Consider the following 12118-nt stretch of genomic DNA (forward strand, 5'->3'; position numbering starts at 1 on the left):
GGCTTCTTCAGTCATGGCAGATGGTGGCCTTAAGCCAAAAGGCAGAGAGCTCGCTGGCTTCAAGTGGCTGGAGGCAGTATTCCAGCGGTTCACTGACGTCGCGGGCAAGGGTAAGCAAGCCGATATTGGCGCCTTTGCTCCAGGCTGGACTCTCAGCGCGTAAGCGGCTGCGGTAGGCTTGTTTGATTTCGTCTGCGTTCATGACCCGCAACGAGTCCAGATCGCCGCGCAGTTGATCGCTGGCATCACTGCCCACCAGATTGGCACTTTCCAGATAGTAGCGCCCACCATCATAGCGCAGGCTCAGCGATCCAAAACGATAGAGCTGATCGTTATGGCTCAGCGCCCGGCTGTCCTGAGAATACCGCAGGATGTTTTGCGCGATCTCCACAAAGCTGGAGAACAGCCGCCGGCGTACTTTTAGCGACTGCTCGTGGTTTTCCAGAAACAGTTTGACCACTTCCCCCATTGCCGTAATGTTCTGCGGCGAAAAGAAACCGGTGTACTGCAGCGCGATAAGGCCGGACTGCGATTCGGTATTAAAGGGCAGACCCCGTAGTGACTCGTTTTTCATTTTCTTCCCGGTGCAATCAATAGCGAAAGCCAAACCAGGTGACGTCGTCGCGCCGCGCCTGATTACCTTGCCAGCTTAAATACTCTTGCTGAAACGCCAGCGATAACTCCGCCATAGGCAAATGTTGATAGCGCATCAGCAGAGACTGAATACGCTTATTGCCAAACATGATATTCCGTTCGCCACCAGGCTGATCGGTGACGCCATCCGTGAGGACAAACAGCATGTCGCCTGGATTAAACGCCAGGCTCTGTTCAGGCCAGTGATAGTCTTCCGGCGTATCGGTATAGCCGACGCCGACGCGATCCTGACTGAGTGAGATAATTTCATTGCTGATGTTGCTGAGCATAAATGCCTGGGTTCGGGCGCTGGCCCAGCGCAGCTGATGCAGCCCGGTATCAACTGACATCACGATGGCATCGCAGCCATCGTTAGAGAGCGAGGTTTGCTGGGAGGCGTTTAGCTGGCCCAGGGTTTGTTTAATATGGTGATTGAGGGCATGCAGGATGCTGGCAGGTGCCTGCAGTTCGGCCTCGCGCAGCGCGTTTTCCAGTGCCGACTGCAAAATCACCGTCATAAAGGCACCTGGAATCCCGTGTCCCGTGCAGTCGGCGATGACCGCCAGCCAGCCATTGTCATGGCGGTGAAAAGCGTAGTAATCGCCGCCCACGCCGTCTCGGGGCTGCCAGTACAAACACCAGTCGTCGAGCAGGGAGGCAATCAGCTGGTTGGAACGATCCAGCATCGCGTCCTGGATCACCCGCGCGTAATCGATGCTCTGTAAAATTTGCTGATGCTGGCGCGCCTGTAAATCGGAGACGCGGCGAATCAGATCGATCCCCAAGCCAATGCCGATATAGTGCCCATTCTCCGTCAGGATAAACCCATCGGCGACGGACTTATCCCCGTTGGCCACGACCTGCTGCGCAACGCTTTCCAGCGTATTTTCCACGTCGATCACCAGCGGGAACTTATCCATAAAGGCAATGCAGCTCTTGCGGTCATAGAGTTCGGGAAAGAACGGGCGCGCCATCTGCGACAAAAAGATGTGGCGGTTGATCATGCCGAACGGCTTGCCGTTTTCCACCACGGGCAACCCGATCAGATCTTTGTGTTCGGCAAAGAGTGCCATGACGGCACGGTTATCTGTCTCCGGACTGACGAAAGGAACCTCAATGCATAACACCCGCGCGTCGTAACGACTTGAGGCGGAAACCACAGTATTCACAGAGGCGGGTAACTGCATGATGCGGCTCTTGATTGTCCAGGAATAATCTTAGAGTAATGAGCGCAGATGACGGATTTATGGCAAAAAAACGGTTGGGAAAAAGAGGGCCGATAAATCGCAGTTAAAGCAAAATAGCAGCGAAAAATAGCCTGCCAGAGCGCGTTCGGCAGCGCGAAAATCCGGCGGTTGATGGGGCGGATTGCTAGATTTTCGTCCGTTCCCCTTCAGGTTGATGGAAAACCCGGCAGTTGATTTCATTTTTGTGAAAAGCGTTTGACGCTGGGGCCTGCTTGAGGTTTAATGCGCCCCGTTGCCCGAATAGCTCAGTCGGTAGAGCAGGGGATTGAAAATCCCCGTGTCCCTGGTTCGATTCCGGGTTCGGGCACCACAAATTTGAAACCCTCGCTTCGGCGGGGGTTTTTGCGTTTGGGGGCTTTAACGCTGTGATGTTGTTGGGGTAAGGTTGATTTACGCGATCGTAATGTTCTGGTTTACGGTTTCAATGGTCGGCATTTTCACTATGTGATGCTGAAAGCCTATGGGCGGGGGATGGCACAGAGGCGCATTTCGTCATTGCCTTGCACGACACGCCGCTTCGCCGTGTGCGAGCTGATGAGACATCGCAGAAGCGAATTATTCCCTGGATAACCAAACAGGTTAAACAGCAACAGGAAGCTGTATGATGAAACGTACATTATTTTTAGGCATTTTATATCCTGCGTTGGCATTTTCAGATACTCCCGGTTTTATGACACCCGAAGTGGAATGCCTCAATGACAATACGATTCCTTTTATAAGCACAAAAATTCCAGCCCAAAAAATTGTCGACGACGCATACATAAAATGCAAGCCGGAATTGGATGCCTGGTCAAAATCTCGTGAAATGCTTCCTAAAGAAATCAGAGAAAGGCAATATAAAGAGTTTCATGATTTCTATATAAGAATAATCGAGAAAAGACGGGCATACGACGTGAAGAAATAGTGTAAATTGCTTAAAAATCATAAGAAATTTTACAGTAAATGAGCAGGCATATTGCTATGCTGACTACTTTATTTAAATATATGTTAATTTTTAATTGTTACTCCATGTAAAATACATATTTATTTAAGCTATTTGAGTATCATTACACTGTTTTTTATAGCTTATATATTAGTTGTGAGGAGTGGTTTGATTTAGTAAGGGGTTTATCTATGTGTGCAAAGGACGGGCTAATCATATAGCTGAAATAATGAACTCGATGAAAAATCAAAAGCAATAAAAAATGATAATAATATTAATCTAGAAAGATTTGGTTAGCTTATTGAGGTGCTTGCGTTCTATACCTGTTTTTCCTGTTTCTTATATTGATGAAAAAACCGATTAGTGAAGCTAAGCCTCTTGTTACTTAGGAAACAAGATAAAGCACAAAAGTAATTTAATTGTGCCAGGGCTGAAACTGGCTCGTCAAAGTCTTACGAAATGTCCCTCATATTACCTTCATTCACGCTTAATTGGCGGTTTACCGCCTCCACGCTGTTTCTGCTCAGATCATTCGACTGACGGACGCCTCCGCGGCTCAAGAAGCTCTGCATGCTGAGCCGCAGAAAATGCATCGCCTTTCATCTGTCCCCTCTGGGAGCCTACCGTCGAGCTCACGCCTGAGCTCGTGAGCTGGTTCTGGTCAGGGGTCTTTGAGTCTGCTGAGGCTGCATTAGCAGAGCGAAAAATGGTCGTGGTTTCTTCGCACCTTCTGACGCCTGTCCGGGCGGCCAGACTCAGAGCCTACCTTCAGACTCTGAGCCTACCTTCATGCGCGGCACTGGTATTACCGCAGCAGGCTGACGTGCGTCCCTTTCAGAGGTTCTGCTCGCGCCCTGATGCAGCTTGAAATACTCTTTCGGCAGTGGCGCTGGGGTTGCGCGCTACGAACCGAATGGACGGTCATGCTGCTGAAGAAAGCACCTGAACTACAGGAACCGCGATGGAAAGAATAATCTTCGGAAATATCCTCGCGCATAACTTATTGATAATTTGATGTTAAAATGGCTATTTTAAAAAATTTCGTAGCCCATGAGAAATAAAAAAATATCAAAATCTCCAGTGAATTTTTTGATGATTAGGAGGGGCTATGATTATTTTAAGTTGGCTGGTTTATAGAGTTGGCAATGGCAGCCACTAATAGGATGTTGGATAAAATTAAAACCTTGACCTTATTAAAATATATAACTACTTTTATCATTCACTCTTTTCTTTTCCACCTTCTGGGTTATTTCTAAAATATCATTTATCCACGTAGGTAACGCGTCACTCAGGCGGTAGTATACCCATTTGCCATTACGCCTATCGGTCAGGACGCCTGAATTTCTTAGCATTGACAGATTACGTGAAACCGCTGGCTGTGAAACGCCGAGTGCCTCACAAATGTGACAGACGCAAAGTTCTTCTGACTCTTTCAGTAAGAGTAAGATATTGAGACGACACTCATCAGAAAGGAGGCGGTAAAAATTCGAGGTGGAAATCATTTCTTATGGCCTGAGTTAATCTTCAACAGGGTTTAAAAATAGCACGCAATTTATAATCGCGCATTTTTATCATCATTCTCTGCCCATTACTACTGAAAACCTCATGTCTATAGCATCGACTTATGTATGAGTAACTCCTGCTCTTACTAAAATTGACGTATTTATTAGTACAAAAACTAAGCGGTGGCTGTGTGCTTCAGTAGTTTATGCCTTTTCTCCTTGAAAAGATAAGCAGATATCTCTTTTTCCTTGATCAAAACAATAAGTGTAATTTATGTTATTTTATAGTTGAATGCTCCTGATAATATATTAAATTATAATAAAAACAATGATATATATTAAATATTTGCCTCGTTGACACTGTTTTACATTCGGTGATATAAGTTAATTGAAACTATCTGGCGTTTTTTTATGCACAAACGCATAAAACATTCGCCATATGTTATACAAATGCATGGGTGACCGGATGAATCTACTTCTTGTTTCTATCTTCGAAGGCGGCTACCAGCCAATCACTATCTCTACGGCTTATCAGGCGCTTGCAGATGAGGACGTTGTCACTGTCATTGAGGTTCTGGATATATATGTTCATGGACCTGACGAAGCAAAACTCAGGGAAAGGGATCTAATTTTTATCTCATTGCCCTTGTTTGATGCGGTGATGCCGGGCGTAGAATTGCTCGAAACCATAAGACATTTAAGTCCGACCACGAAAGTCTGCTTTTATGGGCAGCACGCCACAATTCATGCGTCACGGCTCATTGAGAAAGGTGCTGACTTTTGTATCCTTGGCGATTGGGAACTACCCATGAAATCCCTAGTCAATTCATTATCGAGCGAAGCACGCTTCTCCTTGCCAGGGATTATGAACCAGGGCGATTTGACTGAACCAATGCCTTTCTTTTCGAAAAAAGGGTTCAGTGTTCCCAACCGAAAAATCCTTCCATCTTTGGAAAAATATCCAAATAAGCAGTTAAACAAGCTGCTAGGAAAAGAGGTTATTGTCGGCTCTACAGAGCTTGCAAGGGGATGTAAACACAAATGCCTATACTGCTCAGTTTATGCGGCTTACGACGGTCGTGTGATAAAAATTCCTACAGACATTATCACCGAAGATGTAAAAAACATGGTCGATGATGGCATGACTCATCTTACCTTCATTGATGCAGACTGGTTCAGTACACGGAATTATGGAATTGAAGTTCTCACAGAGCTTCACAGAAATCATCCTGAACTGACATTCGATATCACGACCCGCGTAGATCACATCATTGAAAATGAAAGCCGTATGGATCTCTTAAGAGATCTTAACGTCAAGATTATTACCTCCGCGCTGGAGTTCCCAAGCGAGAATGTACTGAAAATATTCAATAAACAGGTCACCGTCAGTGATACGGAACAGGCCATTCGGATAATGAAGAACTCTGGTATTACGCTGAATCCGACATTCATTATGTATAACCCATGGGCGGGTCTCAGTGACATGGAGCATTTCCAGGAATGGATAGACGGAGTAAACCTGCGTGAAGATATTGATCCAATTCAGTTTGAAACCCGACTCTCACTTTATAAAGGCTCCCCTCTGCTTCTCTCTGACGACATAAAAAATGTCAGTCTGATTGAACACGATTTTTACTATGACTGGGCGCACAGTGATCCATGGGTTGATGAGCTTTATGCAGCCAGCGTCACCCCGGCTGAAGAAGGTGTTTTCAAACGCTGTTGCCTTAAATGCTGAAAAGGACGACCAATATGTTTATGAATGAATTATCGAAGCTGACTGCATTTGCTCAGGAAAGATCCACTCTTGAAACTAGTACACTTAGCCTCATCAAAATGGCGGTATTGCTGGCGATGGACAAGCCGGAAGAAGCGAAAGTACCTATGCTCGAATATAAAAATGCAGGAGGAGAGCAGGACAACATTGACGCAGTCTTAGCGATTATTGCCACTTCAAAACTTTCATATATCTACAATGAACCGGTTAGTAATGAGAAGCCAAATGGCTCTTCATCGTGCTGCTCATAAGGGGCTGAGAATGGAACATGGTTATGTTGTTCTAATTGGAAGCAGAAATCTCGAGCATGAAACCCGCATTATTAAAAAGCATGGTCACCATGTGCTGCTGATCAACACCAGCATTTCATTCAAAGATCTCTGCTATGTGGACAGGGCAATTGAAACCGATCTTAATGACAATAACAACATTACCAGTCAGATATCAGCACTCATGGATAGCGGCATTCGTCTGGTTTCGGTACTTACTCAGAATGAGTACCGTACAGGTTTAGCAGCAAAGATTGCAGCGATGGCTGGAACCCGTTTTCTCTCTGAACAGGCCGCTGATATTTGCAGAAATAAATCAAACGTCAGAAACATGCTCAAAGGGACATTCCTTGACACCGTACCTTACGTTGTTAATGAAAACATCCGGACATTATTAAACGACATTGAGGGTATGAATTTTCCTGTTGTTGCCAAACCTGAGAACGATGCCGGCAGTAACCACGTCTACATCTGCCAGAACATAGAAGAACTTTGGGACGCGGTAAACATCATTGGTAATCTGAAAACGAACCATGTTTTACAGGCTATGAAGGGACGGACCTTAATAGAGCAATTTATTTCGGGTCGGGAATTCAGCGTGGAAGCTTTATCTGACGCGTCATCTACTTGCGTTGTTGCTGTCACTGAAAAGTTTACTCAGGGCAGCATCGAAAAAGCGCATCTTGTACCCGCGCGAATAAGCCCTGAAGAGCGGGAATCAATAATAAATTTCGTTTCAGGCCTTCACCAAAAACTAGGCATCCGACATGCCGTTACGCACACTGAAATCAAGCTTCATGACGGTCTTATTGGACTGATTGAAATTAATGGTCGGGTCGGAGGAGACAATATTGCTGATCTCGTCCGACTCACTACTGGGCTGGATTTGTTTGAGGCTGCGCTGCTTTTGTCTCTGGGGTATTCAGTGGAGGACATTTTTACAGCTTCAGGCTCCGTCACTGAAAGCTCCGCTTCGGCCATGAGTATATTCTTGTTTGCCCCTAAGGATGGTTATGTTCGTTATAAACCCAGCCCTTATAAAGTAGAACGCGCTTTCCAAGAAGGTTCTTTCGTTTACCGCACAGCCAGTAATTATACCCGACTGGGGTCGTACATTATCTCCAGTGCATCCCCTTTAGATCCGTTTAAAAGGATTAGCGAGTCAGATGAATACTTCTCCGTTGAATGCTGTAAATGAATCCACGCGCGATAACCGCAGGATGCAACTGCTTCTCTGTACGGCTGTTTTTCTTCTGGTCAGCGGAACTGGGATCATTGCCCCTTTGCTAGCTCCATATGCTGGCACTTTGGGCATATCAACCTATGCGATTGGATTCCTTTTTAGCGGCTTTTACATAGTCAGACTGATAATTGGCACGCCTGTAGGTTTTTTCTCAGAGAAATACGGTGCCAGAACGACACTTATTGTTTCTCTAGTGGTCTATCCATTTGTCTCTCTGTCATATTTTTTTGCTGGTGACGCCGTTACCCTTCTTGGAGCTCGTCTTTTACACGGTATTGCATCGGCTATGATGCTGCCTATGGCGATGGCCTACATGGGTAATATTAGCCTCCGGGGAAAGGAAGGCTATTATATTGGCATCCTAAACACAGTTATTCTGTCTGCAGGTGCGTTCGGTCCGATTGCCGGCGGTTTCATCGCTCAGTACTGGGGCTTCAGGGCAGCATTTTCGTGTCTTTTCTTCCTTTCCCTCATTTCCCTATTGGTTGTTATCATTTTGCCACGTGAAAATCATGCGGACGATACATCCCTGCGAAGTGCGAAAGATGACTCAAAAAAGGAAGCTAGTTTTACTCTGACACGTGGTGTCATCGTTTTGGCACTATTCAACGTTGTCATTGCAGTCTTTGATATTTTCATCATTTCCTTCTTCCCACTTTATGCGCTGAAAATGAGTCTGTCTCCATCTGTTCTGGGAACCCTTATTGCCATTAACAACCTTATCATGGCTGGATTACAGATCCCTTTTGGACGACTTGTCGACAGACACTCCAGGCGTATTTGTATCTTTATCTCGTTCATCAGCATGTCCGTTAGTCTTGTGCTCACTCCAATTATTAGCGGATATGCAGCCTGGGCAGGTCTCTGCTTCTTTGTCTGCATGACCGCTGTCAGTGTGGCACTTTGCATGGCTGGCGTATCTGCTCTTTCGGTAGAAACCGGTAAGAAAAATGGCATGGGCAGGACCATGGGTTTTCTTGGTTCTGCCAGCAGTTTTGGCATGGTAATTGGCCCAATGCTAAACGCATTCCTCGTCGAACGTGTGTCCTACGAATCCATTTTTTATGTGACCGCTGCAATGTGGCTGCTCACAGGCGTATTTTTTGTTTGTGTAACCAGAGGCTCTCAATATGACAACCAGTAACTGCTGTGCCCCGGCAAAAGCGCCGACACCTAATCCCATCAGAGAGTTTTATAATCAGGCTGCTCTTGGGGGATCAGGATATTCTCAGGGAACGGACAAGTTCTCCCCCGGTGCACCCACAGAAAGTATCCTCCGCTACATTGCAGCACGTCAGCCGACCAGACTTCTGGACATTGGCTGCGGGATGGGAACGACCCTTTTCGACGCTGCAAAAGTTCTAAGTAAGCCGGAGAAAATTATCGGTATCGACTTTAGTGACAATATGATCAAGCTGGCCCGCAAGAGAAAAGCTGAAATGGACGCTTCTTTCTCCGAGAAAATGGCATTTTTCGTTGCGGATGCTCAGGATCTTCCATTCATGGATAACGCGTTTGATTTCATTTATAGCGAGTGCGTACTTAATTTGGTGCCGGACAGAAATAAGGTTCTGCAGGAGGTTCATCGCGTCCTGTCACCTGGCGGTATTTTCATTTATACAGATTTCATTGCGTTCGAAGCTGTTCCTCAAAACATTCGTGAAAACATCAATCTCATGAGCGGATGCCGTGCAGGAAGTATGCTGCTGAGTGAAAATCTGTCTTCTCTTGAGCAGAATGGATTTACCTCTTTCATCGTGGAAAACCATACAGAAGACAAAAATCTTCGTTATGCGGAAATGCTCGAAAACAGTGAAGAATACAGAATGCAGTATTTTGAACTGCAAGAAAAAGAGCCAGAGGCTTCATCTTTCATTGAACATAAGCTGGGTTATTACCTTGTGAGCAGTATTACGAAATAAGGTGGCTACAATGAAAAAAGTAAAAATTCTGCTGTTGAGTGGTTTTCTTGGGGCGGGTAAAACCACAACGTCTCTTAGACTAATTTCACATCTTGAAAGTAAGGGGCTTTCTGCAGTTTACATTGCTAATGATCAAGGCAGTTTGCTGATTGATACCGGTATGGGTGAAGGTAAGGGAATTGTGACCCGGCAGGTTGGTAACGGATGTTTCTGCTGTAGGTTTGAAGATCTGATGGAAGCGGTTCAAGGCTTGATCACAGAAAAGCAACCGGATGTCATTATTGCCGAAGCTGTGGGCAGTTGCACTGATTTAGTTTCTACCGTCATCAGGCCTCTTAAAAAATTCTATGGGGAGCAACTGGAAGTACTACCATTCCCTGTGATACTGGACGGCAGTCGTTACGCTGACATGCAACGACTGTTTGGAACGCGTCTGAGCTATCTGTTTACAAAGCAGATAGAAGATGCACAGATTATTGGCCTCTCAAAATCAGACAGCATTCCAGAAAACGATCGGGCTACATTTATCTCGTCGTTACATCAGCAGTATCCCGATAAGCCGGTTCTGATCTATTCCTCTCAGACAGGCGAAGGCATCGCTGAAATAGCAGATGCGCTTATTATCTCACCACATTTGTCCGCAGATAATCTGACCTCGCTGGATATTGATTATGAAACTTATGGCGCCGCTGAAGCCGATATGGCCTGGGTGGACATAAGTCTTGACCTCACAGCCGAGAAAAAGCTTATTGCTCCCGATGAATGGATCAGTAATTGCCTTGAGTACCTCAGAACAGCCCCATTACTCAAAGGCCGGGTAGTTGGTCATATTAAAATAGCGCTGGGTAACGGCGCAACACTTACCAAAGCAAGTCTGGTCGACATACATACTGAATTTCAGTTCGATGAGCTCTGCAGCGATCCTGCGGAATCTTGTGTTGCGCTCATCAATGCCCGTGCTGAGGGGCAACCATCTGAAATCTACTCGCTCGTGGAAGCAGCAGTTAAACACACAGCCTCACTCACAGGCTCGCAGGTCATCATTCGGGAACATAACGCGTTTAGTCCCGGCATGCCTACGCCAGTTCACCGCATCCTTCAGGAGTAAATCATGAAGACTTTATGCAATTGTAAAACCCGTGATGTGATTTCGGAATTTCTCGGTACATTCATGCTGGTGACGATTGGCGTCGGTTCTATTTCCGTCAATGAAATCAGTGCGGTAATTGGCAATTTCGGTATTGCGCTCAGTTTTGGTCTGGCCGTTTACTTTTGCATAAATCTTTTCTCGGCCAGTAGCGGCGCACATATGAATCCGGTAGTTACCCTTATTTTTTATCTTATCAGAGCGTGTTCTTTGCGTTCGGCAATGAACTACATCATTGCGCAATTGTTAGGGGCAAGTGCCGCAGCAATATGTCTTAAAGCAGTGTTTGGCCACGCATTGCTGGCAGGTGTAACCCGAGTACACTCCGACGTGTCCCTTTATAACGCATTTTTTATAGAAGGGGTCATGACGTTCTTTTTAATCATGAGCATTTTGACGACCCGCAATGCCGCCATCATCAGTCTCGCTGTATTTCTCGATGCTTTCATTGGAGGCCCATTGACCGGTGCAAGCATGAATCCCGCCAGAAGCTTCGGCCCTGCCTTAGCCATGGGGTACTGGGATAACCAGTGGCTATACTGGTTCGGTCCGCTTATAGGCGGTCTGGCAGCAGTCTTCTGTAGTCAGCTAATCATGCAGGACAGTAAATCAGTGTCCGTGGAGTAGGTAAAACACTCAATGCCTCCGCTTGCCGGAGGTATATTCAATAATTAATTGAACGGCTTCTTCGTTCCATTATTAGGACATCACGCCATACACCCTGCATTTCACCCATTTTCTCCCGGTATCCAACCTTTCTGAATCCCTGACTGAGATGCAATCCAATGCTTGCCTTGTTTTCCGGAAATATGCCCGCCAGCAGCGTCCAGAATCCCGCTTTTTCTGACCCTCTCACGAGCTCTGTCAACAGCGCTTTGCCCACTCCGATACCCTGATAGCTGGAACCCACATAAATGCTCAGCTCTGCAACGCCGCGATAAGCATTCCTTCGGGAATAGGGGGATAACGCTGCCCATCCAGCTAAGCTGTTGTCAATACAGGCAACATAACGACATTCTCTCAGATGACCACTGTCCCACTCCTGCCACTCCGGGGTTTCTATCTGGAAGGTGGCATTGCCTGTTGCAATACCCTCCGCATAAATTTCCATGACTGCACTCCAGTCTTCATCGTTCATTTTTCTTATGCTGATTCTGGTCATTTTACCTGTTCCTAATCTGTGATTGTTTTAACAAGTTGTCCGGTAACGGTATCAGTTCTAATTTCTATACGGTTCCAGCAGCACCGTTTAAATGCCGACCGCCCGATAGTGGTAACGCCGCTCAGCACAAAGCTTTGTCGGCCGTCTTAAGCGGAACTGGACATTCTGCCAGGGCCGCAACAGGGAGCGTTTTCCAAAGAAGACAATGAAAAAGTTATCGATGAGCACGGAAAACGAATAAGTCGTTAACGCTTCTGTCTCTAGCTTTAAGCGGGATATGCAGGAATCAAAGCC

General features: G+C 46.2%; 12 protein-coding genes, 1 tRNA gene and 1 pseudogene. 10 read left to right on the top strand and 4 right to left on the bottom strand.

Translation table 11 applies throughout. The features are described from left to right. Positions 1-7: 7 nt before the first annotated feature. The gene (locus GKC68_RS04360) at positions 8-574 is read right to left on the bottom strand and encodes a SiaB family protein kinase (protein WP_264228304.1); all 567 of its coding nucleotides are present in this window, start codon (positions 572-574) and stop codon (positions 8-10) included. 16 nt (positions 575-590) lie between these two features. Further along, the gene (locus tag GKC68_RS04365; protein WP_028723504.1) at positions 591-1820 is read right to left on the bottom strand and encodes a SpoIIE family protein phosphatase; all 1230 of its coding nucleotides are present in this window, start codon (positions 1818-1820) and stop codon (positions 591-593) included. A 294-nt stretch (positions 1821-2114) separates the two neighbouring features. Here GKC68_RS04365 and GKC68_RS04370 point away from each other — a divergent pair. Both GKC68_RS04370 and GKC68_RS04375 read left to right on the top strand, forming a co-directional pair. Next, positions 2115-2190 (top strand) — tRNA-Phe (locus tag GKC68_RS04370). Between the two features lie 291 nt (positions 2191-2481). After that, positions 2482-2784 (top strand): hypothetical protein, encoded by a 303-nt coding sequence (locus GKC68_RS04375; RefSeq protein ID WP_342656613.1) that lies wholly within the window; start codon positions 2482-2484, stop codon positions 2782-2784. 1211 nt (positions 2785-3995) lie between these two features. Here the strand turns inward: GKC68_RS04375 and GKC68_RS04380 are convergent. Next, positions 3996-4304 carry a metalloregulator ArsR/SmtB family transcription factor gene (locus GKC68_RS04380; protein WP_110983071.1) on the bottom strand — a complete coding sequence of 103 codons (309 nt, stop codon included), beginning with the start codon at positions 4302-4304 and terminating at the stop codon, positions 3996-3998. Between the two features lie 466 nt (positions 4305-4770). Here GKC68_RS04380 and GKC68_RS04385 point away from each other — a divergent pair, with 466 nt between their 5' ends. From GKC68_RS04385 to GKC68_RS04415, 7 genes are all read left to right on the top strand, one after another. Beyond that, on the top strand, positions 4771-6042 hold the full coding sequence (locus tag GKC68_RS04385) for an RCCLKC-tail radical SAM protein (protein WP_342656614.1): 1272 nt from the start codon (positions 4771-4773) through the stop codon (positions 6040-6042). Between the two features lie 14 nt (positions 6043-6056). After that, the gene (locus GKC68_RS04390; RefSeq protein WP_342656615.1) at positions 6057-6332 is read left to right on the top strand and encodes a hypothetical protein; all 276 of its coding nucleotides are present in this window, start codon (positions 6057-6059) and stop codon (positions 6330-6332) included. Between the two features lie 10 nt (positions 6333-6342). Beyond that, a complete protein-coding gene (locus tag GKC68_RS04395) occupies positions 6343-7548 on the top strand; it encodes an ATP-grasp domain-containing protein (RefSeq protein WP_342656616.1) in 1206 nt (401 codons plus the stop codon). Beyond that, entirely contained in the window at positions 7517-8737 is a 1221-nt protein-coding gene (locus tag GKC68_RS04400) for an MFS transporter (RefSeq protein ID WP_342656617.1), read from the top strand. The genes GKC68_RS04395 and GKC68_RS04400 overlap by 32 nt, the downstream gene beginning before the upstream one ends. Further along, a complete protein-coding gene (arsM, locus tag GKC68_RS04405) occupies positions 8724-9515 on the top strand; it encodes a putative arsinothricin biosynthesis methyltransferase ArsM (protein ID WP_342656618.1) in 792 nt (263 codons plus the stop codon). The genes GKC68_RS04400 and arsM overlap by 14 nt, the downstream gene beginning before the upstream one ends. Before the next feature lie 10 nt (positions 9516-9525). Beyond that, a complete protein-coding gene (locus GKC68_RS04410; RefSeq protein WP_342656619.1) occupies positions 9526-10623 on the top strand; it encodes a GTP-binding protein in 1098 nt (365 codons plus the stop codon). Positions 10624-10686: 63 nt separating this feature from the next. Continuing rightward, positions 10687-11289: an aquaporin gene (locus tag GKC68_RS04415; RefSeq protein WP_342656872.1), complete on the top strand. Its 603-nt coding sequence runs from the start codon at positions 10687-10689 to the stop codon at positions 11287-11289. Between the two features lie 37 nt (positions 11290-11326). On the opposite strand, the gene GKC68_RS04420 is transcribed toward GKC68_RS04415, so the two are convergent. After that, positions 11327-11824 carry an N-acetyltransferase family protein gene (locus GKC68_RS04420; RefSeq protein WP_342656620.1) on the bottom strand — a complete coding sequence of 166 codons (498 nt, stop codon included), beginning with the start codon at positions 11822-11824 and terminating at the stop codon, positions 11327-11329. A 78-nt stretch (positions 11825-11902) separates the two neighbouring features. On the opposite strand from GKC68_RS04420, the pseudogene GKC68_RS04425 reads away from it, so the two are divergent. Next, positions 11903-12073 (top strand): annotated as a pseudogene (locus GKC68_RS04425) (arsenate reductase); the annotation flags it as partial. Positions 12074-12118: the final 45 nt, after the last annotated feature.

The sequence above is a fragment of the Pantoea sp. RSPAM1 genome, from assembly GCF_038816185.1.
Taxonomy (GTDB): Bacteria; Pseudomonadota; Gammaproteobacteria; order Enterobacterales; family Enterobacteriaceae; genus Pantoea; species Pantoea ananatis.

What these genes read in the sequence shown, in the direction of transcription:
- GKC68_RS04380 (WP_110983071.1), bottom strand. Translation starts at nt 4,304, where the DNA reads ATGATTTCCACCTCGAATTTTTACCGCCTCCTTTCTGATGAGTGTCGT.
- GKC68_RS04395 (WP_342656616.1), top strand. Translation starts at nt 6,343, where the DNA reads ATGGAACATGGTTATGTTGTTCTAATTGGAAGCAGAAATCTCGAGCAT.
- GKC68_RS04415 (WP_342656872.1), top strand. Translation starts at nt 10,687, where the DNA reads ATGCTGGTGACGATTGGCGTCGGTTCTATTTCCGTCAATGAAATCAGT.
- GKC68_RS04400 (WP_342656617.1), top strand. Translation starts at nt 7,517, where the DNA reads ATGAATACTTCTCCGTTGAATGCTGTAAATGAATCCACGCGCGATAAC.
- GKC68_RS04385 (WP_342656614.1), top strand. Translation starts at nt 4,771, where the DNA reads ATGAATCTACTTCTTGTTTCTATCTTCGAAGGCGGCTACCAGCCAATC.
- GKC68_RS04390 (WP_342656615.1), top strand. Translation starts at nt 6,057, where the DNA reads ATGTTTATGAATGAATTATCGAAGCTGACTGCATTTGCTCAGGAAAGA.
- GKC68_RS04365 (WP_028723504.1), bottom strand. Translation starts at nt 1,820, where the DNA reads ATGCAGTTACCCGCCTCTGTGAATACTGTGGTTTCCGCCTCAAGTCGT.
- GKC68_RS04420 (WP_342656620.1), bottom strand. Translation starts at nt 11,824, where the DNA reads ATGACCAGAATCAGCATAAGAAAAATGAACGATGAAGACTGGAGTGCA.
- GKC68_RS04375 (WP_342656613.1), top strand. Translation starts at nt 2,482, where the DNA reads ATGATGAAACGTACATTATTTTTAGGCATTTTATATCCTGCGTTGGCA.
- GKC68_RS04410 (WP_342656619.1), top strand. Translation starts at nt 9,526, where the DNA reads ATGAAAAAAGTAAAAATTCTGCTGTTGAGTGGTTTTCTTGGGGCGGGT.
- GKC68_RS04360 (WP_264228304.1), bottom strand. Translation starts at nt 574, where the DNA reads ATGAAAAACGAGTCACTACGGGGTCTGCCCTTTAATACCGAATCGCAG.
- arsM (WP_342656618.1), top strand. Translation starts at nt 8,724, where the DNA reads ATGACAACCAGTAACTGCTGTGCCCCGGCAAAAGCGCCGACACCTAAT.